This is a genomic window from Brevundimonas sp., assembly GCF_027484365.1.
Classification (GTDB): domain Bacteria; phylum Pseudomonadota; class Alphaproteobacteria; order Caulobacterales; family Caulobacteraceae; genus Brevundimonas.
Genome location: NZ_JAIXTC010000030.1, coordinates 129044 through 153356 on the forward strand (window position 1 = coordinate 129044; position 24313 = coordinate 153356).

The 24313-nt window shown below is 68.3% G+C and carries 22 protein-coding genes; 9 read left to right on the forward strand and 13 right to left on the reverse strand.

The annotated features are described in order from the left end of the window. Nucleotides 1–93: 93 nt before the first annotated feature. The 5 genes from pdxA to Q0044_RS15965 all read right to left on the reverse strand — a co-directional run bounded on the left by pdxA (nucleotide 94) and on the right by Q0044_RS15965 (nucleotide 7426). Nucleotides 94–1092 (reverse strand): 4-hydroxythreonine-4-phosphate dehydrogenase PdxA, encoded by a 999-nt coding sequence (gene pdxA / locus Q0044_RS15945; RefSeq protein WP_298163537.1) that lies wholly within the window; start codon nucleotides 1090–1092, stop codon nucleotides 94–96. Between the two features lie 16 nt (nucleotides 1093–1108). Next, complete coding sequence (locus Q0044_RS15950; RefSeq protein ID WP_298163454.1) at nucleotides 1109–2443, reverse strand: peptidylprolyl isomerase; 1335 nt, start codon at nucleotides 2441–2443, stop codon at nucleotides 1109–1111. Nucleotides 2444–2516: 73 nt separating this feature from the next. Beyond that, nucleotides 2517–4964 (reverse strand): LPS-assembly protein LptD, encoded by a 2448-nt coding sequence (gene lptD / locus Q0044_RS15955; protein WP_298163455.1) that lies wholly within the window; start codon nucleotides 4962–4964, stop codon nucleotides 2517–2519. Nucleotides 4965–5003: 39 nt separating this feature from the next. Further along, a complete protein-coding gene (lptG, locus tag Q0044_RS15960) occupies nucleotides 5004–6152 on the reverse strand; it encodes an LPS export ABC transporter permease LptG (protein ID WP_298163456.1) in 1149 nt (382 codons plus the stop codon). Continuing rightward, the gene (locus tag Q0044_RS15965; RefSeq protein WP_298163457.1) at nucleotides 6149–7426 is read right to left on the reverse strand and encodes an LptF/LptG family permease; all 1278 of its coding nucleotides are present in this window, start codon (nucleotides 7424–7426) and stop codon (nucleotides 6149–6151) included. The genes lptG and Q0044_RS15965 overlap by 4 nt, the downstream gene beginning before the upstream one ends. Here Q0044_RS15965 and Q0044_RS15970 point away from each other — a divergent pair. The 4 genes from Q0044_RS15970 to Q0044_RS15985 are packed head-to-tail and all read left to right on the forward strand — an operon-like array spanning nucleotide 7425 to nucleotide 9944. Beyond that, entirely contained in the window at nucleotides 7425–8897 is a 1473-nt protein-coding gene (locus tag Q0044_RS15970) for a leucyl aminopeptidase (RefSeq protein ID WP_298163458.1), read from the forward strand. The two genes, Q0044_RS15965 and Q0044_RS15970, sit on opposite strands and share 2 nt — an antisense overlap. A 2-nt stretch (nucleotides 8898–8899) precedes the next feature. Further along, complete coding sequence (locus Q0044_RS15975) at nucleotides 8900–9361, forward strand: DNA polymerase III subunit chi (protein WP_298163459.1); 462 nt, start codon at nucleotides 8900–8902, stop codon at nucleotides 9359–9361. A gap of 8 nt (nucleotides 9362–9369) precedes the next feature. Further along, nucleotides 9370–9681 carry a hypothetical protein gene (locus tag Q0044_RS15980; protein WP_298163461.1) on the forward strand — a complete coding sequence of 104 codons (312 nt, stop codon included), beginning with the start codon at nucleotides 9370–9372 and terminating at the stop codon, nucleotides 9679–9681. Further along, a complete protein-coding gene (locus Q0044_RS15985) occupies nucleotides 9672–9944 on the forward strand; it encodes a hemolysin (protein WP_298163462.1) in 273 nt (90 codons plus the stop codon). The genes Q0044_RS15980 and Q0044_RS15985 overlap by 10 nt, the downstream gene beginning before the upstream one ends. Nucleotides 9945–9962: 18 nt before the next feature. Here the strand turns inward: Q0044_RS15985 and Q0044_RS15990 are convergent, their stop codons facing one another. Continuing rightward, a complete protein-coding gene (locus tag Q0044_RS15990; RefSeq protein ID WP_298163463.1) occupies nucleotides 9963–11174 on the reverse strand; it encodes an RcnB family protein in 1212 nt (403 codons plus the stop codon). A 173-nt stretch (nucleotides 11175–11347) separates the two neighbouring features. On the opposite strand from Q0044_RS15990, the gene Q0044_RS15995 reads away from it, so the two are divergent. After that, the gene (locus Q0044_RS15995; protein WP_298163464.1) at nucleotides 11348–12067 is read left to right on the forward strand and encodes a glutathione S-transferase N-terminal domain-containing protein; all 720 of its coding nucleotides are present in this window, start codon (nucleotides 11348–11350) and stop codon (nucleotides 12065–12067) included. Between the two features lie 199 nt (nucleotides 12068–12266). Then, nucleotides 12267–12578: a sel1 repeat family protein gene (locus Q0044_RS16000; RefSeq protein WP_298163465.1), complete on the forward strand. Its 312-nt coding sequence runs from the start codon at nucleotides 12267–12269 to the stop codon at nucleotides 12576–12578. A gap of 282 nt (nucleotides 12579–12860) precedes the next feature. Here Q0044_RS16000 and Q0044_RS16005 read toward each other — a convergent pair whose 3' ends face one another. After that, a complete protein-coding gene (locus tag Q0044_RS16005) occupies nucleotides 12861–13586 on the reverse strand; it encodes a polysaccharide biosynthesis/export family protein (protein WP_298163466.1) in 726 nt (241 codons plus the stop codon). A 94-nt stretch (nucleotides 13587–13680) separates the two neighbouring features. Here Q0044_RS16005 and Q0044_RS16010 point away from each other — a divergent pair, with 94 nt between their 5' ends. Further along, a complete protein-coding gene (locus Q0044_RS16010; RefSeq protein ID WP_298163467.1) occupies nucleotides 13681–15144 on the forward strand; it encodes a GumC family protein in 1464 nt (487 codons plus the stop codon). A 70-nt stretch (nucleotides 15145–15214) separates the two neighbouring features. After that, nucleotides 15215–15895: a P-loop NTPase family protein gene (locus Q0044_RS16015; protein ID WP_298163468.1), complete on the forward strand. Its 681-nt coding sequence runs from the start codon at nucleotides 15215–15217 to the stop codon at nucleotides 15893–15895. On the opposite strand, the gene Q0044_RS16020 is transcribed toward Q0044_RS16015, so the two are convergent. Genes Q0044_RS16020 through Q0044_RS16035 form a run of 4 tightly spaced genes read right to left on the reverse strand, consistent with a single transcriptional unit; the run spans nucleotide 15876 to nucleotide 20771 of the window. After that, nucleotides 15876–16817 carry a glycosyltransferase family 2 protein gene (locus Q0044_RS16020; protein ID WP_298163470.1) on the reverse strand — a complete coding sequence of 314 codons (942 nt, stop codon included), beginning with the start codon at nucleotides 16815–16817 and terminating at the stop codon, nucleotides 15876–15878. The genes Q0044_RS16015 and Q0044_RS16020 overlap by 20 nt on opposite strands. Beyond that, complete coding sequence (locus Q0044_RS16025) at nucleotides 16817–17752, reverse strand: glycosyltransferase family 2 protein (RefSeq protein ID WP_298163471.1); 936 nt, start codon at nucleotides 17750–17752, stop codon at nucleotides 16817–16819. Before Q0044_RS16025 ends, Q0044_RS16020 begins: the two co-directional genes overlap by 1 nt. After that, entirely contained in the window at nucleotides 17749–19197 is a 1449-nt protein-coding gene (locus tag Q0044_RS16030) for an oligosaccharide flippase family protein (RefSeq protein ID WP_298163472.1), read from the reverse strand. The genes Q0044_RS16025 and Q0044_RS16030 overlap by 4 nt, the downstream gene beginning before the upstream one ends. Next, nucleotides 19197–20771, reverse strand: a complete 1575-nt coding sequence (locus Q0044_RS16035) for an exopolysaccharide biosynthesis polyprenyl glycosylphosphotransferase (protein ID WP_298163473.1) — start codon at nucleotides 20769–20771, stop codon at nucleotides 19197–19199. The genes Q0044_RS16030 and Q0044_RS16035 overlap by 1 nt, the downstream gene beginning before the upstream one ends. A 276-nt stretch (nucleotides 20772–21047) precedes the next feature. Here Q0044_RS16035 and Q0044_RS16040 point away from each other — a divergent pair, with 276 nt between their 5' ends. Next, the gene (locus Q0044_RS16040; RefSeq protein ID WP_298163475.1) at nucleotides 21048–22811 is read left to right on the forward strand and encodes a class I adenylate-forming enzyme family protein; all 1764 of its coding nucleotides are present in this window, start codon (nucleotides 21048–21050) and stop codon (nucleotides 22809–22811) included. Between the two features lie 70 nt (nucleotides 22812–22881). On the opposite strand, the gene Q0044_RS16045 is transcribed toward Q0044_RS16040, so the two are convergent. Beyond that, the gene (locus Q0044_RS16045) at nucleotides 22882–23283 is read right to left on the reverse strand and encodes a DUF2177 family protein (protein ID WP_298163476.1); all 402 of its coding nucleotides are present in this window, start codon (nucleotides 23281–23283) and stop codon (nucleotides 22882–22884) included. Nucleotides 23284–23287: 4 nt separating this feature from the next. Further along, nucleotides 23288–24310 (reverse strand): SAM-dependent methyltransferase, encoded by a 1023-nt coding sequence (locus tag Q0044_RS16050; RefSeq protein WP_298163477.1) that lies wholly within the window; start codon nucleotides 24308–24310, stop codon nucleotides 23288–23290. Between the last annotated feature and the right edge of the window lie 3 nt (nucleotides 24311–24313).

Genomic DNA, 24313 nt, shown 5'->3' on the forward strand with positions numbered 1-24313 from the left:
AGGCTCAATGGCCGGGATCGAAGGCCAGACCTAGCACTGACCGGCGTTGCGCCCAAAGGTCTGGGTCCCCGCTTTCGCGGGGATGAGCGGAAATCAGTGGGAACTGCGCCGGGCCGCCATCTCGGAGGCCAGACGGATGGCGGCGATCAGGCTGTCGGGGCGGGCGATGCCCTTGCCGGCGATGTCGAACCCGGTGCCATGGTCGGGCGAGGTGCGGATGACCGGCAGGCCCAGGGTCGCGTTGACCCCGCCCCAGAAGTCCAGGGTCTTGACCGGGATCAGGGCCTGGTCGTGATACAGGCAGATGGCCGCGTCATAGGTGGCGCGCGCGTCGTCGTGGAACATCGTGTCGGCGGGCAGGGGGTCGGTGATGGCGATGCCCTCGGCGCGCAGCGCCTCCGCCGTCGGTCTCAGGACGGTGATTTCCTGCAGGCCCAGGGCCCCGCCTTCTCCGGCATGGGGGTTGAGCGCAGCCAGGGCCAGACGGGGGCGGTCAATGCCGAAATCGCGACGCAGGACCTCGTGGACGACCCGGGCGGTGCGGGCGACCCGCTCCCCGGTGACCAGTTCGGGCACCTGATCCAAGGCGACGTGGATGGTGACCAGACAGGCGCGCAGGTCCTTCGCGGTCAGCATCATCACCGGGCCCCGCGTCCCGGCATAGGGGGCGTCGGCCGTCAGCTCGGCGATGAACTCGGTGTGGCCGGGGAAGCGGAAGCCGGCGGCATAGAGGGGTGCCTTGGCGATCGGGGCCGTGACGACCCCGGAAGCCTCTCCCGACAGGGCCAGGGCGACGGCGCGTTCGATCCAGTCGGCGACGACGCCGGCGTTCCGCGGATCCGGCGTGCCGGCCGAGATCGGGGCCGGGGCCGGGTGATCGAGAACGGGGAGGGCGCGCGCGAAGACAGTTCCGGCGTCTGACAGATTGCCGATCTCGCGGACCGGGACGCCCTGGGCTTCGAGCAGTCCCATGTCGCCGATGACGGCGAACGGCGCCTGGTCAGACAGGGCCGTCCAGGCCTTGGCGATGATCTCCGCGCCGACGCCGGCGGGCTCGCCGAGCGTCAGGATCAGGGGCCCCGTCCTGGTCAGACCGGGGATCACCCGGTCACTTCATTTCGATGAGGGCGTCCGCACGCAGGTCGCGGATGTAGCGGCGCGCCAGCATGGCCAGGTTCTGGTTCTGCAGCCGGCCTTCAACCTCACGATAGGCCGGAACGTCGACGCCGCCGACTCGACGACCGCAGACGGCCAGCAGGTGGACGCCCAGGGGCGTGCGAACCGGGTTCGACACCGTGTTCAACTCTGCCGAGCGGGCGACCTGCTGGAACTGGGGCGCGAGGTTGGCCACATCGCTCTCGCCGAGGTCGGAGCCGAGCAGACCCGCTTCCGAGGTCGTGCGCTGCAGGATGTTGTCGCAGGTCAGGCTGGGGCGCAGGGCCTCCAGACGCTGCGTGGCGGCGGCGACATCCGCGTCGCTGGCCGTCTCCGGCAATTCGATCATGGCCTGTTTCAGGGTGACCAGACTGGTGGCCGCGCCCGAACGCTTGTCGCGCATGTAGATAATGTAGACGCCGCCCTCCACCGGGATGGGTCGCGACAGCTGACCGACCTGCAGGGCGTCGAGCGCCGTCTGCAGGGCGGGCTGAACGGTGCCCTGGACGACCCAGCCGGCATCGCCGCCGCGCGCGGCCGACGGGGCGGCCGAGAACTGACGGGCAACGGCCTGGAAGGGCGCGCCCTGGACCATCTGGGCGACAAGTTGCTCGGCGCCGCTGACAGCCGCCTGCTGGCCGCCGACGCGGTTGGCTTCGAGGTAGATCTCGCCGATCAGATACTGGGGCTTGGACGCAGCCTCCGTCATCTGACGCAGGGCCTGTTCGACCTGGGCGCGGCTGACGCGGGCGCGGCTGTTAAAGCGGCCGCCGACCAGTTCCCGCCAGCCAATCTCGGTGCGCAGCTGTTCGCGCATGGCGTTGGGGCGGATGCCGCCCTGGGCCAGGAAGGCCATATAGTTCTCGGGCGTCGTGCCGGCTTCCTGCGCCATGGCCGCGATTTCCCGATCCACTTCCTCGTCGGAGATCTTCAGGGTCTCGTAGTTGGCGATCTCCTGGGCCTGCAGGCGTTCCTCGATCAGGGCCTGAAGGGCCTGCTGCTGGATCGCGGGGATATTCTCCTCGGTCGGCTGCACCTGGCTCATGGCGATGACCGACAGCATGCGCTGGCGCAGGTCGAAGCCGGTGATGACCTGATCATTCACCGTGGCGACGATGCCGTCGGCGAGGGTGAACTCCGGCTCCGCGGCCGCAGCGACGGCGGGCGCCTGTTCGGCGGCCGGATCGAGAGTGCCGGCCGCCTGACCCGCAGGGGCGGTCTGGGCAATCGCCGAACCCGCGACCAGCGCGGCCATCGCGACCCCGGCCGTAAAACGCATCAAACGCATGGTCAGTCCTGATTCCTTCGAGCCTGCTGCCCCGATTCTCCACCGGGATGGCGCACGCCTCTACGCGTCATGCCTAACGCAAGCCGTTTGATCCATAGCCTGACCCTCCAAAAGTGGCGAGGTTTAGACGGAAGTAGACGCCATCGGACGGGCCGGTGGGGCTGACCCGTGTGTTGTCGCGCCGATAGCCCACCTCAATGCGGAAACAGTCGTCGTCGAACACGACGCCGACTTCGGAGCGCGTGATCAGGTCGCGCTCCAGATCGGCGATGCCGGCGACGGCCACGCCCCAGTTTCCGGCGACGAACTGCTGGGCCGCCAGCTGAACGAATTCATAGTTTCGGTTGAGCGGTCCATCCAGCGGATTGGACCGGTCGACGATATAGCTGGCGGTGGCGAGGTTGCGGCGACCCCAGCGCCCATCCACGGCCATCTCGGCACGGCGGATATCGCCGGAACCGTCGACTGTCGCATGGCCCCAGCCGCGGATGCGATCGGACGGCTGGAAGCTGCCCTGGACCACCCAGTCGGAGGTCTGGGCCGCCAGGCCGGACGGGTCGTAGAGGTTGTTCGGCGCGTCCGGGATGGGGATGCGGAAGGCGTCCTGCTCGGCGTCTCGCATACTCCGGCCGACAAACAGGCTGGCGGTGCGTCCCTCGCTCCAGCGCAGGGTGGTCCGTACGCCGGCAGTCAGGCGAATGCCGCCTTCGAGCAGGTCATATCCGGGGAAACGGTCGATCCGGAACAGGGACGATTCGTCGAGCTCCAGCGTCTGGGCGTCCTCGACCGGGATGCGGAAATCCAGATCGGGATCCGTCGAGATCGAAATCTGGCCGAGCGGCTCGACGATGACGTCCGCCCCGTCACTGAGGCGTCGGATCAGAGGATAGCTGACGTCGAGGCCGAGGGTGGCGCGACCGCGTGTGATCGTCTCGTCGGCCAGGCCCAGGACCGGCGGCAGGTCGGCGACGGAATACATGTCGACCCGCCCGTCGACGAACGGCTCGTAGCGGATACCGGCCGGGGAGGTGAAGCTGCGACGCCAGTCCAGCTGGCCGGTCACGCGTCGGCTGTCGACGCCGGGCAGGCCGAAGGTCGTCGCCGACGTCGGAATGATCTCGGGTCGCAGCACCGGGCTGCCGAAATACTCGTCGCGATAGAGGGAGACGGCCGAGCCGCGAAGACGCAGGCGACCGCCCAGAACCGGGCCCGACGGCTCCCACCGGGCGTCGATCAGGGGGGCGACGACCGGAAGCGTGCCGTCGGACTCGAAGATGTTCAGAGCCGGTGTCACATCGTTGAAGACGGCGACGCGCAGGCTCTGGATCGAGAAGGCGGCGATCGACAGGTAGGAGCGGGCCGTCTGCCGTTCTGCATAGACCTGGCTGATGAGGCGGCGCTGGTCGCCGTAGTAGAGGCCGTTGTCCTGATAGGGGTCGATGACGTCGTATCGGTCGAACAGGGTCTTGTCCGACGTTCGCTCGGCCGTGAAGCCCCAGCGCCACGGACCGGCCGGATCGAACCGGCCGTAACCGAGGAAATAGCTGCGGCTGGTGCGGTCGCCGAAGTCGACGTTCGACTCGGCGCGTCCGTCGCCGTTCATATCGAAGTCGCCGAAATTCTGGGCATAGGTATAGCCACCCCGGGCCACGATGGTCCCCTCGGCGAAGCGGCGACGCCATTGCAGGTTCAGGAAGGGCAGGACCCGGGTGTTGAACTGGGGGCTGATCAGCCAGTCCTCGGACGCGGAGATGATATTCAGATAGGGCGTCTCCACCGACACCCCGCGCCCGTCGTCGTAATTGAAGATCGGGATCAGAAAGCCCGACGCCCGGTCCACCGTGGGATCGGGATGGGCGAAGAATGGCGTCCACAGAACCGGAACGCCGCCGACCTTGAACACGGCGTTGCGGTACAGGATCGCTCGCAGCTCCTCGTCCTGCACCACCTTCTCGGCCTGGATCGAGATGCTGGGCGTCTTCGGATTGCCTTCGGCGTCGCAGATCGGGCAGGGGGTGAAGAGGGCGTAGTTCAGCTCGTTGACGTTCTCGGACCGCCGCACGGCGGTGGCAGCCATCAGGCTGGCCCCGCTGGTCGTGCGGGTGGCGAAGTCGACGGCGACCCCGGCCCGCAGATCCGAATCGAGCTCCAGGTGGCTGGCGAAGACGGTGTTGCGGTCGGGATCGACCAGTTCGACCTCGCCGTCCGCCGTGCCGATCCCTTGGGCGATGTCGAAGGTGACGGCGCGGCCACGCAGGCTGTGGCCCTGGAAACGGGCGTAGACGCGGTCCTGTTCGCCCGTCGCGCTGATCACGTCGCCCTGACGTCCCGCAGTGTCGGCCTCGATATAGATGGCGTCCGGCGGCAGGCCGTCGGTCTGAACGGCAGGGGCCGTGGTTTGAGCGGGAGCGGGCGCTGTCTGAGCGAGGGCGGGCAGGGGCGCGCAGGCGAGCGCGGCCGCACCGGCCAGAAGCCGGTTCCGCAGCAGGGTCTTGCGAGAAACGGCGCCTTCAGCCCGCATGAATTCCAACTGTTCCTTTAGGCCCCCGCCAGGGTCCGCTTAGCCGTCTTCGGTATAGAACAGCAAGGTGAAGGCGGCGAGCGCCGTGAGGATCGCCGGCAACCAGGCCGCGACGAACGGCGGCACCACCTCGGCCGAGCCCATGGCGGCCGAGAACTGGTTCAGGAAGAAAAAGGCGAAGCCCAGCACCACGGCGGCCACGGCCATGCGGGCCAGATCGCCCAGCCGCATCAGTCGCAACGAGAAGGCCGCGGCCAGGATCGTCATGGCGGCGAAGGCCAGGGGCGTGGACAGTAGCGACTGAAGCCGGAGCCGATAGGCGGTCGAGGAGAAGCCTGCGGCCTCGATCCGCCGGATCTGGCCGGGCAGCGACCAGAAGGGCGTCGACTGGGGCCGTGCGAAACGCTCGAACGCTTCTTCGTCGGCCAGGGCGGACGGCAGGTCGAGGGTGGCGTAGCGGACCGCGCGTTGACCGGTCTGGGCCCCGACGGCGTCGAACAGCCGCCAGCGCCCGGCGCTGAGGCTGGCAGAGGGAGCATCGATCCGTTCGGTGAACTGGCGACGGCCCTGCGGGTCGGTGGCGTAGATGAAGAAGGTCACGTCCAGCAGGCGGGCGTTGGCGCGGTCCTGACGGCCTGCGCGGATGACCATCTGACGTGGGCCCTCGCCCTCGCGCAGCCAGATCGCCTGCTGTTCCTCGGCGCCCAGGACCGAGCCGGAGATGCGGGCGCGCTCACGCTGGAACAGGCCATCGCCCGAAGCAGCGACCGGGCCGATCACCGTCACTGTGAGCACGCCGAGCACGAGCGCCGCCCCCGCCGCCGGCAGAACGAACCGCCAGGCGGAGACGCCGGCCGCCCGCATGGCGACAAGCTCGGACCGGCGGTTCAATCCGACGAAGGCCGCCAGGGTGCCGAACAGGAAGACGAAGGGCAGCAACTGTACGATCACCGCCGGCGACTTCAGCAGCATCAGGCCGAAGATCCGAAGGCCCGAGAGGTCGGTGTCGGAGCCCAGGCCCCGCGAGATCTCCACGAAGTCGATCAGCATCACGAGGGCGGCAATGACCGCGAGCGCGACCCCAAGCGAGCGGGTCAGCTGGATCAGGACATAGCGCTCGATCCGTCCGAGACGCAGGGCGCTCAGCACGTGCCGGGGGGCGTCGGCGATGGATCCGAAGCCGCTCATGCGAACCGCGCCTTCAATCGGGCCAGAGGCGACCAGACTTTCGACCGGCGGGGCTTCAGCGCCCGGAACAGGAGACGCAGGGCGAGGGCGGTGGCCACGACGGGCAGCAGATACTGGAAGACGTTCAGCCAGCTGTTCCAGGCGCTGGCGGCGACGACGACGTAGCCGAAGATGCGAACCAGAAGGAAGGCGGCGGACGCCTTGGCGATCCGCGAACCGTAGCCGGTGCGGTTGAAAGCGCCGCCCATGATGGCGGCCAGGGCCATGGCCATGGCGGTCAGGGCATAGAGGGGCGAGGACAGGCGGCTGTGCGCCTCGGCCAGGAGTTCGCCGCGGGGCGCGGTGTCACGAATCAGCGCCGGCGTAGGGTTGAACAACTGGGTGATCCAGAGATCGGCAGGCTTGTAGCGGATATGCTCGTCGTTGCTGACATAGGGCGCGAGCTGGAAGACCCAGCCATCGAACGACAGCTGGTTCAGCACGCCTTTGGAATCGTACTCCTGCCAGGAACCCTGTTTCATGGTCAGGACCGGCTGGCCATCGACGCGGCCGAAACGCGCCTCGGTGGCATCCAAGGTCGTGACCTTGTCGCCGTCCTGGACGTAGATGAAGAGGTTCTTGAGCAGGCCGTTCTGTTCGATCTGCTGGACATAGACGGTCAGGCCGTTGGGACCCTGAACGAAGCGCCCCTCCTCGACCAGCAGGGCGGCAAGGTCGGTGCGGATCTCGAACGCCTGTTCCCGGGCGGTGCGCTGGGCCCAGGGCTGGATCAGGACGTTGGTCGCCAAGGCCGTGAGAGCCACCGCAAGGGCCAGTCGGGCCGAGGGGGCGATCATCTGCCAGCGCGACATGCCGCTGGCATAGGCGGCGGTCAGTTCCTGTTCGCGCTGCAGCCGGGTCAGGGCGATCAGGGCACCGACGAAAAGGCCGATCGGGAGGATGACGCTGAACAACTGAGGCACGGCCAGCAGGGTCAGCTTCAGCATGACCCAGACGCTCTGGCCGCGTTCAACGATGACCTCGAGCTGGTCCAGACTCTGGCTCAGCAGCCCGATTCCGACCAGCGATCCGCACGCCGCCAGGACGGGCAAACTGATCTGTCGGAAAAGGTAGCGTTGGATCAGGGTCATGCGGGCGATGAAATCACCCGGTTGCGGGCGCGGACGTTGCGGCGCATCTAATACACATCCGGGCGCACCGCCGACAATGGCAGGTGTGACCACCCACAGTTCAACGACCGGGAGTCCATCCCGGCTGGAGTATGCTTTGTCCATGAAGATCGATTTTGTCGCCGAAGCCGGCGCAGCAGGCGTTCTCGCCATCCTCGTCCATGACGGTCGCAGCCTGGCCGGTGCGGGCGGCGATCACGACGCCGCGGCCGGTGGCGCGCTGACGCGGGCGATGTCCACGAGCCGCTTCACCGGCGGAGCCAATTCCAGCCTGATCGTCGCCGCGCCCTCGGGTGTGAAGGCCGACAGCATCGTGCTGGTCGGTGCGGGCGAGGCCGGCAAGTTTGACGAACTGGCGCTCGAGACCGCCGCCGGCGCCGCCTATAACGCCGTGAAGCTGTCGGGCGCAGAGACCCTGACGATCGATCTCGGCCACCTGTCCGCCGCCGAGGCCGCGCGCGCCGCCTTCGCCGTGCGTCTGGCCGCCTACCGGTTCGACAAATACCGGACCAGGGAAAAGCCGGACAAGATTCCGTCGATCCAGACCGTCCAGATCCTCACCGGGGACGTCGCCGGCGCCCAGGCCGCGCTGGAGCCTCTGAACGCCGTCGCCGACGCGGTCTATTTCTCGCGCGATCTGGTCGCCGAGCCCGCCAACATCCTCTACCCGGCCGAGTTCGCCCGTCGGGTCAAGGAGCTGGAGCGTCTGGGCCTGAAGGTCGAGATCCTCGGCGAAAAGGAGATGGAGGCCCTGGGCATGCATGTCCTGCTGGGCGTGGGGCAGGGGTCAGTTCGCGAGAGCCAGCTGGCCGTCATCCAGTGGAACGGCGGCACGGCCGGAGACGCGCCGATCGCCTTCGTCGGCAAGGGCGTCTGCTTCGACACCGGCGGCATCTCGATCAAGCCGGCCGCCGGCATGGAAGACATGATCTGGGACATGGGCGGCGCGGCCGCCGTGGCCGGATTGATGCACGCGCTGGCCGGCCGCAAGGCGAAGGTCAACGCGGTCGGCGTTCTCGGTCTGGTCGAGAACATGCCGGACGGCAACGCCCAGCGTCCGGGCGACATCGTCACGTCGATGTCGGGTCAGACAGTCGAGGTGATCAACACCGACGCCGAGGGTCGCCTCGTCCTCGCCGACGCCCTCTGGTACACGCAGGACCGGTTCAAGCCGAAGTTCATGGTCGACCTGGCGACGCTCACCGGCGCCATGATCATCGCTCTGGGCCTGGATTACGCCGGGGTGTTCTCGAACTCCGACGAACTGGCCGACGCCATCCTGGCCGCCGGCCCCAAGGTCAACGAGAACGTCTGGCGCATGCCGCTGCCGCCGCAGTACGACAAGATCATGGACAGCGTGAACGCCGATGTGAAGAACTCGGCCGGTCGCGACGGCGGGTCGATCACCGCCGGCCTGTTCCTGCAGCGCTTCACCAACGGCGTGCCGTGGGCCCACATCGACATCGCGCCCGTCGCCTGGGTCTCGAAGTCGACGCGGACGACGGTGCCCGACGGCCCGGTGGGCTGGGGCGTCCGTCTGCTGGATCGCATGGTGGCCGACACCTACGAAGGCTGACCGTGGCCGAAGGTTCGGGCGAGATCTGGTTCTATCACCTGGAGCGATCCACCCTGGATCAGGTCCTGCCCGAACTGCTGGACCGCACCCTTCAGCGGGGGTGGAAGGCGCGCGTCAGGGTCGCGGACCCCGATGCGCGCGAGGCCATCGACGAACGGCTCTGGACCTGGCGGGACGACAGCTTCCTGGCCCACGGCCTTTCCGACCAACCCCATCCGGAGCGCCAGCCGATCCTGCTGACGGCGGGCGACGAGAACCCGAACGGGTCTCAGGCGCTCTTCATCGTCGACGGCTCTGACATGAGCCTCACAGAGGAGTTCGAGCGGTGCTTCATCATCTTCGACGGTCGCGACGAGACCGCGCTGCATCGGGCACGGGAACGCTGGAAGGCTCTGAAGGGGCAGGGGGCCAACCTCGCCTACTGGAAACAGTCGGACGAGGGGCGCTGGGAAAAGGCGGCCTGATCGGGGCCTTGTTCCTGGCGGCCTGTTCGTCGACGCCGGCGCCGGTCGCCGAGGTCCCTGCGGCGTCGGTGGTCGCCGAGGCCGAGGCGAACCAGCCGGTCGGATCGCATATGCCGGACGGAGAGGCCGACCTCTGCAAGGCGGCCGACTTCCAGTATCTGGTCGGCAAGCACCGGAACGAGATCCCGGTGCCGGTCGAGGTGGTCAACCGCCGGGTGGTCTGCACGACCTGCCCCGTGACGATGGACTTCTCGCCCCATCGGCTGAACATCTTCTACAATGCCCAAACCGGTCTGGTGGAGCAGGTCCGATGCGGGTAGTCGCCGGACTGCTGCTGGGCGGAGCGCTGCTGGCGGGCTGTGCGCCTACCCCGGTGCCCGAACCCCCCGGGCCACAGCGTTGCGACGCGGCGGCGGCTCGGTCCCTGATCGGGAGCCATCGCGGCGCGGTTGATTTCGCCGCCGGGGCCGATGTGCGCTTCGTCTGCACGACCTGCTCGGCGACCGAGGACTATCGCCCCAACCGGCTGAACATCCGCTTCGAGGAGGCCACCGGGATCATCCGCAGCGTTGACTGCGGCTGACCCCGGCCCGCCTGGAGCCTACCAGCGCCAGGCGTCGTGGATGACCTCGAGGATGTAGCCGTCGTACTCGTCGATCAGATAGATCGTCGTGTCGACCGCCACCCACCGGGTCCCCGGAGGCGGGTAGCCGAGGCCGTAGGTACGGTAATCATTGAGGGTGTAGCGCCAGAAAATCGAGGGCAGGTAGTCGCCCTGGTACCAGCGCTGGCCCCAGTAGTTCCGCGGCACCGAGTAGTAGCCGTAGTTCGGCGCGAAATAGAAGCCGAACCGGTAGCCGGTGTAGCCCCGGAAGCCGCGATCGTTGCGCCACCAGTCGTTCGAGCGGCCGCGGTTCCAGTCGCGGCGCCAGTCGTTCTGGTTCCAGCGGTTGCCCCAGCCGTTGTAGTCGCGGCGACCGTTGCGGTCGCTCTGCCAGTTGCGGCCGCCGTTGTTGCGGTCGCGATCCCAGCCGCCGTTGTTCCGGCCGTTGTTGTCGTTCCAGCCGCCGTTGCCCCGCCCATCGTTGCCGCGATCCCGGCGGTCATTGCCGCGGTTCCAGTCCTGGCCGCGTCCGTCGCGACCCTGGTTGTCGCGGTTCCAGCCGCCGTTGTTGTCCCGGCCGCGTCCGTCGTTGCCGCGGTTCCAGTCCTGGCCGTCGTTGCCGCGTCCGCGTCCGCCGCGATCCTGGCCCGGCGTGGGGACGGGAGGCGTCACGACCGGCGGATTCTCCCGGTTCCAGCGGCCGGGGCCGTTGCCGGTCTCGGTGTCGCCGCCGCGGTTCCAGCCGCCGCCGTTGCCGCCGCCGCGATCACCGCCACGGTCGCCGCCGCCGTTCCAGCCGCCATTGCCGCCGCCCTGACCCCCGCGATCACCGCCGCGGTCGCCGCCGCCGTTCCAGCCGCCATTGCCGCCGCCCTGACCGCCACGATCACCGCCGCCGTTGTTTCCGCCACGATCACCGCCGCGGTCGCCACCGCCACGCCCGCCGCGATCTCCGCCCCCGCCGCCGCGACGGTCCTGGACGTCCTGGACCTGCGGGCGCGGCTGGTCGAAGCGCGGCGCCGGTGTCGGAGGGGGCGTGTTCTCGTCCGGCTGGAAGCGGCCGCCGGCATCGTTGAACGGCGGAGGCGGAGGCGGAGAGGACTCCTCGTTCACCGTGGCCACGTCTTCCTGGGCCAGGGCCAGTGTGGGCAGGCCCGCCGGGATGGCCAGGGCGGCCAGTGCGGCGAAGGCCGTCAGCATCGATTTCATTTCGTTTCTTCCCCGCACGCCGGTTCCCCGGCGGCTCGCGATCACGGTCGTCTCTTGTCCATGAACGGTGGCTGAACGACGGTTCAGGCGCGTCTGACGGTTCGTGACGGGCTTGCGGCCAGGGTTCGGTCGGCCCAGATCAGAGGCCTGATCCCACCGCCGGAGACGCCGCCATGACCGCCCCGATCGAGCTCTGGTACTGGCCGACGCCCAATGGCTGGAAGATCTCCATCGCTCTCGAGGAGATGGGCCTGCCCTATGAGCTGAAGCCGGTGAACATCGGCATCGGCGAGCAGTTCACCCCGGAGTTCCAGGCGATCAGCCCGAACGGCCGGATGCCGGCGATCGTCGATCCCGAGGGGCCGGGCGGGGCGCCGCTGTCGATCTTCGAGAGCGGGGCGATCCTGCAGTATCTCGGAAACAAGTCCGGCCAGTTCTATCCGACCGACGTCCGGGCCCGGGTCGAGATCGACCAGTGGCTGTTCTGGCAGGTCGGGGGCCTGGGGCCGATGGCGGGCCAGACCCACCATTTCCGCCAGTATGCGCCGGCCATCATCAAGGATCAGAGGCAGATCGCCTATGGGGTCCGCCGCTACACCGACGAGACCCACCGGCTGTACGGCGTTATGGACAAGCGGCTGTCGGACCGGGACTACCTCGCGGGCGACTATTCGATCGCCGACATGGCGGCCTGGCCCTGGGTGCTGCCCGAACATCAGGGGCAGGACCTCGCGCATTTCCCGCACCTGGCGGCGTGGATGGAGCGGGTTGGATCGCGGCCCGCGGTGAAGGCGGGTCGGGCGCTCGGAGAGGCGCTGAGGAGGAACCTGGCCGCCTCCGGCAAGGCGGCGGAAGAGGCCCGCAAGGTCCTGTTCGGACAGCGCGCCCGTTAGGCTTTCAAGAAGGTCGGTAAACGCCGTCTTGACGGTATATTTCGCAGGTCTGAATCGACTGTGGAGTATTCATTTTCCCTTTACTGAAAAGACTTTGCGGTTCCCGGCGCTGTTAACTTTAACTTCAAGCCGGGGGTATTTGATCACGGTCGAAGGGCGGGTCCAGAACGGACGTCCGCCATCGCAAAGGACGACCGTGATGAACGCGCAAGAAACCGCGCCGGAACTGCACAACGAGGTCGAAGCGGCCCCGTTGCCCCTGCCCACCGCCGACATGGACGGCGACGCCCTGTTCCGGCTGGGCATGATGTACTCGTCGGGATCGGGCGGCTGCCCGATGGACCGGGTCTCGGCCCACATGATCTTCAACCTGGCGGCCATGAAGGGCTCGATCGAAGCCCGGGTCTATCGCCGCGAGATGTCCGAAGAGATGGAACGCGACGAGATCGCCGAAGCCCAGCGCGCCGCCCGTCGCTACATCGACGCCGGCGTGGTCAAGCTGGCAGCCTAGTCCCGAAGTTCGTCATCTCCGGATTTGATCCGGAGACCGAGCGTGGGGTGTGGGTTTCGTCTGTCTGTCCGGACGAAAAACACCCTGACGAAACGGACGAAACGGACGAAACGGACGAAACCGCCGGTGCCCGCTCTCTCCGCGAACCGTGACCAGCAGTCTACACCCGCCGGATACCAGGGCGCATTCAAGGGCCGAAACGGGCGTCAAACCCAGGCGCTGTCGTGTTTTAGAGCGTCGAATGGATTTTTATCGTCGACATCCGGAGGCGTTCCCGGCCGCCTAGAACTGCTGGTACTGGCCGTTGATCGTGTAGTTGAAGCCGACGGGCAAGGCCGCCTTCACCTGGGTGAAGAAGTTGGCCAGTTCGCCGAGCGTCGAGCGCGGCACGAACAGTATGTCGCCGCGCCGCAGGGCCACGACCTCTCCGCGGCGAGGCCGCAGATCCACCACCCGCATCATGCGCACGCCACCCGGGCCGCGGCGGATCAGGGCCACCTGCTGAGACCGTGCGCTGGGCAGGAAGTCGCCCGCCTGGACGACCGCCTGGTAGGCGTCGCTGTCGCCGATCAGGTCATAGACGCCGGGGGTACGAACCTCGCCCGCGACCCAGACCTTCATTGGACCTGCCGTCTTCAGGGTCACCTCGACCACAGGCCGCACCAGCTGCGAGGCATAGGCCAAAGACAGTTCGTATTCGAGTTCCGCCAGTGTCCGGTCCGCAGCCATGGCCTGACCGATCAGGGGCAGGGCGATCCGCCCGTCCGGTCCGACCCTCAGGGTCCGCGTCAGCTCGGTCGCCGTCGGCGTCGCCACCTCGATCTCGTCGCCGGGATAGAGGAGATATTCCGGTTCCGCCTCGGTCCAGTCGGCGAAAGCGATGTCGTTGAAATCGCCGCGTTCGACCCTCTGGCTTCGGGGCGCAGACTGACCCGTGGCGCAACCGGCCGCTGACGAGGCCAGCAGGGCGGCCCCCATGGTCCAAAGAATCTGACGCCGATCGAACATTGGGTGACCCTCGCCAGTTATGGGTAATGGACGGTTAACGCGGACAGGCGAAGGATCGAAGACGGTTCACTCTCCCACGGATTCGCCAGTTCCCATGCGTTCGGCCTCAACGACAGCCTATGTCCCGGCGCGACCGCGCTACGGGCTGTTCGATGTGATCGGCCTGCTGTTCCGCGAACTGCTGGTGATGGTCCTGGTGTTCGTGCTGGTGGCGGCCATCGGCGCCGCGGCGGTGATGACCCTGAAGAAGACCTACACGGCCGGAGCGAGCCTTCTGGTCAACGCCGGTCAGGAATATGTCTATCAGCCGCGCGTCGGCGGACTGGCGGATCGCCAGTCGCAACCGCCGGCCGTGGGCGAGGTAGCCCAGGCGGAGGCCGGCATCATCGGCACGCGGGAAGTGAAGCTGCGGGCCGTGCGGGCGCTGGGACTGCCGTTCTTCCAGAAGCCGGGCAAGGTCTCGACCGATCCCGTCGCCAAGCAGGAAGGCGATGCGATCAAGTTCATCAATGACGGGCTGAGCATCGGCACGACGCCGCAGGGCGCGACCATCGGACTGGGCTTCGAGAGCGACAGCGCCGAAAAATCGGCCCGGGTGCTCAACGCCATCATCGACCAGTATCTGATCTATCGTCGCGAGGTGTTCCAGGACCGCTCCACCCCGGCCATCCAGACGCAACGCCGGGTGTTCGAGGACGAACTGGCCGAGGTGGACCGCGCCTATGAGCAGTTCCTGGCGACCAATGACATCGGCGACTTCGCTGCGACCAAGACGGCGCTGGCGACCCTCTATCAGACGACGCTGACCGAGAAATTCTCGGTCGAGAACCAGCTGAACCAGGCCGCGCGGCGGCTACAGACGCTGGAGGCCCAGCAGGAGCGGACGCCCGCCGAGGTGACCCTGCAGCAAGACCTCAATGTGTCGGCCTCCGACCAGATCCTGCAACTGCGGACCGAGCGCGAGCAGTTGCTGGCGCGCTATCAACCCGACAGCCAGCCGATCCTCGACATCGAGGCGCGGATCGCGGGGCTGCAGGAATACGTCAACACCGGCACGACCGTCGGCGCCAAGGAGGTCCGTCTGGGACCGAACCCGGTCTGGACCGAGCTGGAGACGACGCGGATCACGACCCAGGCGGAGCGGGATTCCCTTGCGGCCCGGCTGTCGTCGGTGAACCGGCAACTTGCGGACATTCTGGATCGCCAGGCGACCATGACGCGCGAAGAGTCCCAGAACTCGACCTTCGTCTCCAACCGCGACGTGCTGAATGCTTCGATCCGCGAGTTCCAGCAGCGCGAAACCCAGAGCCGGGCCGACAACGGGCTGGTGGCCGCCGGGGCCGACAATGTGCGGGTCATCGAGCGGGCGGCAGCGCCGACGCGGGGGACCAGCATGAAGCTGCCCTTGCTGGCGCTGGTCATCCTGTTCGCCGGCTTTACGGCCCTGTGTGTCGGCCTGCTGCGGGTGTTCACGCGGCGGGGCTATGCGACCCCGGCCATCGCCGGGCGGACCCTGGAGATGCCGGTCCTGGCTGTGGCCCCGATGAAGGCCCACTGAGATCGTCGTGTTAGCCTTCGGGCCAAGTTGCAACGCGTAGTCGATTCGCATGGTCGATCTGACATCAGAAATGGCGGGCCTCTGGGCCGCGCTGGGATCGGCCCCCGCCCATCGTGGACGGGTCATCCAGTTCGCATGCGCCAATACAGGCGAGGGCGCCTCGACGGTGGCGCGTGAGTTCGCCAGGCTGGCGGCGGTGCGGGCGAGGAAACCCGTCTGGTTGATCGACGCCGACATGGCCCAGCCCTCGCAGCAGGAGGCCGTGGCCGCAGAGCCGGAGCGGTTCGGACGACTGGGAGCGGCTGCAGCCTCATCGCCGAACGGATCGAGCTTCTTCGCCGTGACGCCGCCGGTCATGGGCCGGGATCGCAAGCCGATCGCGCCGGCGCGGCTGATGACGGCGCGGCCCTGCCTCGGCGGACGGCTGTGGATCACGCGGTTCCGGGCGGAGGTGCTGCGGTCGGGGCAGAGGGCCGAACCCCTGTCGGACCCGCGCTACTGGGACGCGATGCGGAAACATGCCGATACGGTGGTGATCGACGCCCCGGCGGCGGACCGCAGCGATCTGGCGATCACCCTGGCCCCCTTTGTGGATGCGACGGTTCTGATCGTGGCGGCCGAGAGCACGGCGGCGAACGAGCCGGTCATCCTGAGGGACGAGATCGAGGCGGTCGGCGGCCGGATCGCGGGGGTGGTGGTCAATCGCTCGACCTACTCGCCCCCGGCCTTCCTCAGGCGGCTGACGGGCTGACCCTGTCGAGGCGGGCGAGTTCGCGCGCGCCGTAGAACCGGGGTTCGAAACCCTTCATCCAGAAGATCTTTCCGAGACCGCGCGCGGCCCTGTCCATCAGGTGGGCGCGGGAGGGATGGGCCATGATGGTCACCATGATGGCGGCGAGGCCCCAGACGAGGGCCTGAACGGCGCCCACGATCATCCAGCGGGCGACACCGGGCCAGTCGCCGGCCTTTGCTGCGGTCTGGCTGGGCCCCTGACCATAGGCGAAGGCGCGGGACAGGGCGTAGCGCATCGTGGCCCGGTGGGACGGGGCGAACTCGTCGACCCAGGCGTCGGCGGCCCAGCCGAAGGTCCCGCCGCGCGCCTCGAGTGCCGCGAACAGGGCGTCGTCCTCGCCGCCCGACTGGTCGGCCGAGGCGTCGAACGGGGCGGTGCCGGGCAGGGCCGTGGCGCGGATCATCAGGGAGTTGCCGCAGCCCCAGGGCTTGTCGATCCGCTGTGTGGTGGTCGGACCCGCGCGGCCGAAGAAGGCCTCGAGGTAGGGGGTGGCCCAGCCTGTGTCGGCGGGGACGCGGCCGGCGATGGGGCCGAAGATGACATCGGTCCGGGTCTGGTCGAGGGCGGTGAGGAGAGCGGCCAGCCAGCCGGGCGAGGCGGCCTCGTCGTCGTCAAGGAAGGCGATCAGGGGCGCGTCGGTCAGCGACAGGCCGGCGTTCCGGGCCGTGGCGACGCCGGGACGCGGCTCGTGGCCATAGATCAGGGGGCACGGGCACTCGGGCGTCAGGCGGGCGACCGTCTCCCGCGCCGTGGCGGCCGGGTCGTTGTCGACGACGACGATGGAGGCCATCGGCGCGGTCTGGGCGAACAGGGACCGCAGCGCCCGCTCCAGACTCTCCGGACGGCGCATGGTCGGCACGAGGACCGACACCGGCTGCATCACACGGCTCCGGCGTAGAGGGCGGCGCGGTAGAGGCGCAGAGAGAAGGCGCGGGCCCGGGTCGGCATCCAGGTCGTGGTGGCGACCCGTTTGATCCAGGGGCGGATGACGCCGATGGCGGGGACCTTCTTCAGCAGGCGGGCGGCCTTGTAGCTGGGGTAGGTCCCGACGATGTCGGGGTGGCGGGCGACGACCCGGGCGAAGTTGCCGGCGGACTGTTCGTATTTCCCGGCGAGGGCCTCGACCGTGTCCAGACCCATGTGGGTGGCCGGGTTGTCGACGTGGACGACGGTGAAGCGACGCGAGACCCGCATGGCCCATTCGACGTCCTCCCAGCCCCAGCCGGAGAATTCGGCGTCGAAGGTCTCGGCCTCGAAGACGTCGCGGCGGACCAGCAGGTTGGAGGTGAAGACGTATTTCTCCGGCGTGCGGGCGCGCTCCTGATACGGGACGCAGTCGCTCTTCGCGGCCATGGAGCGGTGGACCTGGAAGCGGGCGTCGGTCGGAGCCTGGAGCAGGGAGAAGCCGCCGAAGGCCACGGCCGGATCCTCGCGGGCGACGAGGTCGGCCCAGGTCCACAGGAAGCGGCGATGGTCGGGACGCATGTCGCTGTCGAGGAACAGCAGCGATCCGCCGCGCGCGGCGTCGGCGAGGCGGTTGCGGCCCTTGGAACGGCCTTCGTTGGCCTTGAGGGTGATCAGGCGGGCGGGGAGGGCCATGGCCTTGATCTGCGCCTGCAGACGGGCGGTCAGTTCGGGGTCGTTGGTGCCGTCGTCCATGACGATGATCTCGACCGCGCGGTCGACCGCGCCGGCCTCCTCGTCGAGCAGCTGGAGCAGGTCGGACGGGTCGTCGCGCAGGAAGGGGATCAGGACGGAGACGGCCGGATTAGCGCCGCGTCGCTTCGCATTGTCGGTGATGACGGGACGGCTCATGCGGTCGCGCTCCGGTTCAGGCGGGCGCCGATCAGGCGTGTGGCGAGGTCGCGGACCCCGGCGGCGTTCAGGATCATGACGACGCCGCCGTAGACGATCGCACCGACCCCGGCCTTGAGGATCAGTTCGGCCACGCCCCCGATGGCGGGCAGGGGCAGGACGGCGGCGGCCATGGCGGCGGAGGCGACGCCGCAGCGGATCAGGGTGTCCCAGGGGATGGGCATGGCGACGATCGAGCGGCCCATGCCGATCGAGGCCAGGACGCCGATGCCGAAGCTGGTCGCCGTAGCGATGGCCGCGCCGTGCACGCCCATGCTCGGGACGAGGATCAGGTTCAGGATCACGTTCGCTCCCGCCGGGATGCAGAGGGTCAGGAGCAGGCGATCGGTGCGGCGGCCCAGCACGAAGGACTGGCTGAGGTAGTAGGCCGTCGAGCCCGAGAGCAGGGCCGACAGGGCGATCCACGGCGTGACCGAGGCGGCGACGGAGCGCAGGTCCTCGCCGATCATGAAGTCGGCGAGCGGACGGGCGACGAGGGCCACGCCGACGGCCGCGGGCAGGCCGATCAGGATGAAGGTCGAGGCCTGTTCGCGTGCGGCCTTCATAAAGGCCTCGCGGCTGCCGCGCTCCCAGGCCATGATGAGGGCGGGCGTTCCGGCGGCGCCCAGCCAGATGAACAGGACGTCGAGGGTGCGGTTCGCGAGACTGTAGCCCGCGTGATAGGCGCCGACCGCTGCCGGACCCATGTAGATCTCGAGCAGGAACCGGTCGGTTGAGGCCATGATCAGCGACAGGCCGAGACCGGCCGCGATCGGGTAGCCGTAGCGGGCATAGGACCCGAGGCGGTCGCGATAAAGGACCCCGCCGCGCGCCTGTTTCAGCTCGTTGGGCAGGACGAAGGGCAGGACCAGCAGGGGGCCGACGGCCAGGCCAATCAGGGGCGAGGCCGCGCCGACGCCGTGGAAGGCGCAGAAGGCGCCGATGGCGAAGCCTCCGAGGGTGACGGCGATGTCCATGCCGGCCGATTTCGTGACCTCGCCCGAGGCCCGGAACCGCTCCTGGGCCAGTTTGGCGAGACAGCGGATCGGGATGCCGACCAGACCCGCGGCGATCGCCAGCTTCAGCCCGTCGCCGATGGGCGAGACCCAGAGCAGCAAGGCGGCGAACGGCAGGACGGCGACGCTCATCACCGCAGCCGTGCGGTACAGGGTCAGGAAATGGTCGGCCAGGGCCTGGCCCTGCTCGGCGGCCCAGAAGCGCGCCATGGCGGCTTCCAGCCAGCTGAAGGTGCCGACATGGACGAGGGTCATGATCGAGAAGGCGATGGCGTACCGGCCGAAATCCTCGGCCGACAACAGGCGGGTGAAGACGACGATAGCCCCGAACCCGACCAGACCCTGGATGATGTTGGCGGGCAGGTAGCCCCAGACGCCGCGCCAGAACATCAGCGAACCGCCGCGCGGTCGCCGAGCAGGACGGGGATGGTGACGAGCATGATCCAGAGGTCGAGCCACAGGGACTGACGCTCGATGTAGTCGATGTCGAGCTGGACCCGACGGCGCACGTCCTGGGCCGAGTGGAGCGGACCGCGCGAGCCCTTGATGGCGGCCCAGCCGGTCATGCCGGGCTTCATGCGGTGACGGTGGGCGTATTCGGCCACGAGACGGGCGCTCTCGACCGCGCCGGTCTTCATGCCGATGGCGTGGGGGCGGGGGCCGACCAGGGACATCTCGCCCTTCAGGACGTTGAAGATCTGGGGCAGTTCGTCGAGGCTGGTGGAACGAATGAAACGTCCCACGCGGGTGACGCGGTCGTCGTCGGTCGTGACCTGACGGCTGGCGGTGGCGTCGGCGGCCTCCTGGCGCATCGACCGGAATTTCCAGACCACGATCTCCTCGTGGATGAAGCCGTGGCGACGCTGGCGGAAGAAGACGGGACCGGGACTGTCGAGGCGGATGGCGAGCGCGGTCAGGGCCATGATCGGCGCCAGCAGGATCAGGGCGACTGTACCGATGACGAGGTCCTGGATCCGCTTGTTGAAGGCGCGGCGGTCGTCGTCGACGCGGCCGTCGAGCGAGGCCAGGGGCGCGCTCGCCAGACGGTCCAGGGCGGCGCTCCGTTCACGCTCGTCCACCGGATCGACCAGCAGGGTGACTTCGTTCGGAAGGGCGGACAGGCGGGCAGTCAGTTCGCGGACGCGCTTTTCGGCCTTCGGGTCGATGGCGAGGACGATGCGGTCGACATAGGGCGTCATCCGGTGGGTCATCAGGGCTTCGGCATCGCCCAGGACCGGGACGCCGACCAGGCTGTCCGGCGAGCGGGCCAGACGGTCGTCGAAGACGCCGAGCACATTGATGTCGCGCCGCTGGAGCGCATCCCTGATCAGGGTTTCGGCGTGACGGGTGGCGCCGACCAGGACGATGTTCGGCGTCAGTGCGCCCTTGCCGCGCCAGCCGGCGACGAGGTCGCTCCAGCCCATGTGCAGGGCATAGAGGCTGACGGTCACCAGGGCGGTCCAGATAATGTAGGCGGACAGGGTCGCTCCACCGGCGAGGACGGCATCCAGCAGGACAGCCGTAGCGCCGCCGCTCAGGGACAGTGCGGCGACGGCGGCCAGATGCAGGGGCACCTTCTGATCCCGCGTGAACCGGTAGAGGCCAAGTGACCGCATCAGGCCGAGCACGACCACGGCGCCGACGACCAGCGGCAGGGCGGCCGACAGAGGCGCTGCAAACAGGCCGCCGGGCGTCATGGCCCAGACCATGGCGACGGTGATGATCGACACCGCGGCGACGTCGGCGCTGCGGAACCAGTGGACGGCGAGGCGCGAGGCGTGACGCTGGCGCGCATTCAGCCAGACCTCGGGACGGAAGGGGCCGCGACGCGCGGCGCCGTCGGCCTTCGATGGGGCTACGGTCCGGGCGGCGAGCGCCTGCAAACCCGGCGCGTCGAGCCGCGCTGCGGTCTCACCCGCGTCGGAAAACGCCGTCGCGCGGCCGATATCGATGGCGCTTGTCATAACGCCAGTCTGCACAGGCCCCGTGGATGTCACGTTAACGCGACGCGCGTCACTGCCCCACGTGGTCCCGGCGCCTCGTGGCCTTCATCGGCAGACCGCCGTCTGGCACCCGTTGAAGCGGCGGGCGTGCTTGCTCAAGGATCCTGTATGGACCCGGTGAACGTTGGTCAGATGCGTTGTGTATCAACCCCGATCGCCGCATCTTCGCCTTGGCCGTGGTCTTTGATCCAGCGTCACAGTTGAGAGCCGCACAAGCGGCCATACGAGGAAACACCCATGAATGACGCGGTCGATCCGGCCCCGCCCATCTTCGCCGGCTGGCCCGCCATGGGTCTCGCAGAGGCGACGGCCCTGCTGACCCAGCCGGGAACGCTGTTCGAGATCGAGACGGTCGAGATCGAAGGACGTCCGGTTAAGGTCTGGAAGAACGCGCCGCCGACGCTGATGCACACCTTCCTCGCCGGCCGTGCGCACGGGGCGAAGACCTTCATTGTCTATGGGGAGGAGCGGGTCACCTTCGAAGCCTTCGCCCGGGCGACCCTGGCCTTCGCCGCCGAGCTGAGCGCCTCGGGCGTGGTCGCCGGAGATCGGGTGGCTGTGATCATGAGGAACCTGCCGGAATGGCCGGTCGCCTTCTTCGGCGCGGCCCTGCTGGGTGCCGTCGTGACGCCGCTGAACGCCTGGTGGAGCGCCGAGGAGCTGGCGTTCGGGTTGAAGGACTCGGGCAGCAAGGTCGCGGTGGTCGATGCCGAACGGCTGGCGCTGATCCGTCCCGCGCTCGATGACCTGCCCGACATTACCCGGGTTTTCGCCTGCCGGATGCCGGCATCGCCGGGCGACGCGCGCGTGACCGCGCTGGAATCCGTGATCGGCGGTTCCGGCACCTGGGCGGACCTGCCCGAGGGCGCAATGCCGGGCGTCGCGATCGGGCCGGAGGATGCGGCGACCATCTTCTACACCTCGGGCACCACCGGGCTTCCCAAGGGCGCACTGGGCACGCATCGCAATGCGGCCTGCAGTCTGGTCGCCGGCCTGTTCTCCCTGAGCCGAAGCTATGTGCGAAGGGGTGAGGCCCCGCCGCAGATCGATCCCGATGCGCCGCAGAAGGTGGGCCTGGTCTCGATTCCCTTCTTCCACACGACGGGCTGCAACGCCGTCCTCCTGCCCGGCCTGGTCATCGGCCAGAGGCTGGTCTGCCAGCGCCGGTTCGATGCAGGCGAGGCTTTGATGCTGATCGAGCGCGAGCGGATCAGTTCGATCGGCGGCGTGCCCACGGTGGCGATTCAGTTGCTGCAGCATCCGGACCGGGACAAGTACGACCTGTCGTCGCTGGAGCTGGTCGCCTATGGCGGCGCGGCCGCGCCGAGCGCCCTGGTCGGGGAGATCGCGAAGAAGACCACCGGCCGTCCCGGATCCGGCTGGGGCATGACCGAGACCTCGGCGACCCATACCCATCATCTGGGCGAGGACTATCTGAACCGCCCCGACAGCTGCGGACCGGCCATTCCGGTCGGAGAGATCAGGGTCGTCGACGCGGATGGGCGGGAAGTTCCGACGGGCGAGGTCGGAGAACTGCTGGCCTATGGACCCAACATCGTGCGTGGCTACTGGAACCGGCCGGAAGAGACGGCCCAGACCTTCGTCGACGGATGGGTGAGGACGGGAGATCTGGCGCGCGTCGATGACGAGGGTTTCTGTTTCATCGTCGATCGGAAGAAGGACATCATCATCCGGGGCGGGGAGAACATCTACTGCCAGGAGGTCGAGGCGATCCTGTTCGAATATCCGGGCGTGGCCGAGGTCGCCCTGGTCGCGCGGCCCCATCCGGTTCTGGGCGAGGAGCCCGTGGCCTTCGTGTCGGTTGCGCCCGGTCAGACGGTTGACGTCGAGGCGCTGCGGGGTATGACGGTGGGGCGCCTCGCGGCCTTCAAGAGGCCGGTGGACATCTATCTGCTCGACCAGCCCATGCCGAGAAACGCCGCCGGCAAGGTGCTGAAGACCGACCTCAAGGCGATGCTGACCGAGAAGGCCGGGGCCTGAGTCCCGGCGTCTCGGCACAGGAGCCGGACGTCTGCGCCCGGGCGGCTCCGCCCGGGCTGGATCGCCCGGCTCAGCGCACCATCAGGCGCGACCCGAAATACCCCGCCAGGGCCGCTGTGGCCGCCAGGAAGGTGCCCCAGGTCATGTCGACCAGGGTGATCGTCATAGACCAGCGGGTCAGGGTCGCCTGGTTGGTCAGGTCATAGGTGGCATAGGCGACGAGGCCGAAGACGGCGCCGTTGATCGCCGCGCGTTGCCATGAGCCTTGCTGGAGCGCCGGAACGGTCGCCAGGAAGGTCACGCCGGACAGGAACAGGACGTAAAAGGCGATCGCCGGCGGCAGGAGGAAGGATTCCCTCATCCAGTCGCCCAGCACGGGGCGATAGAGGCGGTCGCCCATGACCGTCAGCCAGACGGCGTCGAGCGCCAGCATGACGACGGCCGATATGCCGAAAGCAGCGAGATAGCGCATGTCTTCAGATCCCCTTCAGGCGGTAATGGCTGACGCCCCACACCGTTCCATCGCTGTCGCCGAACAGGCCGGCCGTGGCCATGAAGAACCGGCGCCAGCGTCGCATCCACAGGGCGTGGTCGGCACCGTAGACCTCCTTCATCAGGCCCCGGATCTCCTCGACGTTGTCGTCGAAATTCTCCAGCCAGTCATCGGCGGTGCGCCGGTAGTGGGTCCCGCTCCAGCGCCAGTCCTGCTCGACCTCGAACAGATCGGCATACTGGCGGATCAGGTTGTGGCTGGGCATGACGCCGCCGGTGAAGAAATGCTGGGCGATGAAGTCGGCGTCGTCGGAGACCTCGAACCGGTAGGGGGCGTCGATGTGGCTGAAGACGTGAAGGAACATCCGCCCGTCGGCCTTCAGCCAGGTCCGGGCACGGGTCAGGAGGGCGCGCCAGTTGGCCATATGCTCGAACATCTCGACCGAGACGATCCGGTCGAAGGTCCGATCAATGTCGAAGACATTCATGTCGGCGGTGACGATGGTCAGGTTGGTCAGGCCGCGCGCCGCAGCCTCGCCGTCGATGAAAGCCTTCTGGCTGCGGGAGTTCGACACAGCCGTGATGGTCGCGTTCGGATAGCGCTCCGCCATCCACAGCGACAGCGAGCCCCAGCCGCACCCGAGCTCGAGGATCGCCTGACCGTCCTTCAGGTCCGCATGTTCGCAGGTCAGGCGCAGGGCTGACGCCTCCGCGTCGTCGAGCGAGGCGTTCGGGGTCTCGTAGAAGCAGCTCGAGTATTTCCGGTGCGCGCCGAGGCAGAGCTGGAAGAAGCGGGCCGGCAGTTCGTAATGCTGCTGGTTGGCGGCGTCCGTGTGCTCGGCGACGGGCCGTTCGGCCATCTCGCGGGCGAACCCGGCCTCATCTTCGGGGGCGGAGGCGTAGGTCTTGCGCGCTGTCGCGACCAGCAGCGCGATGGCCGGGCGGGTGATGAAGTCGGGGAAGGGCGCGTCCTGAAGCTTGTTCACGCGTTGGGCGAGGAGGCTCATGGC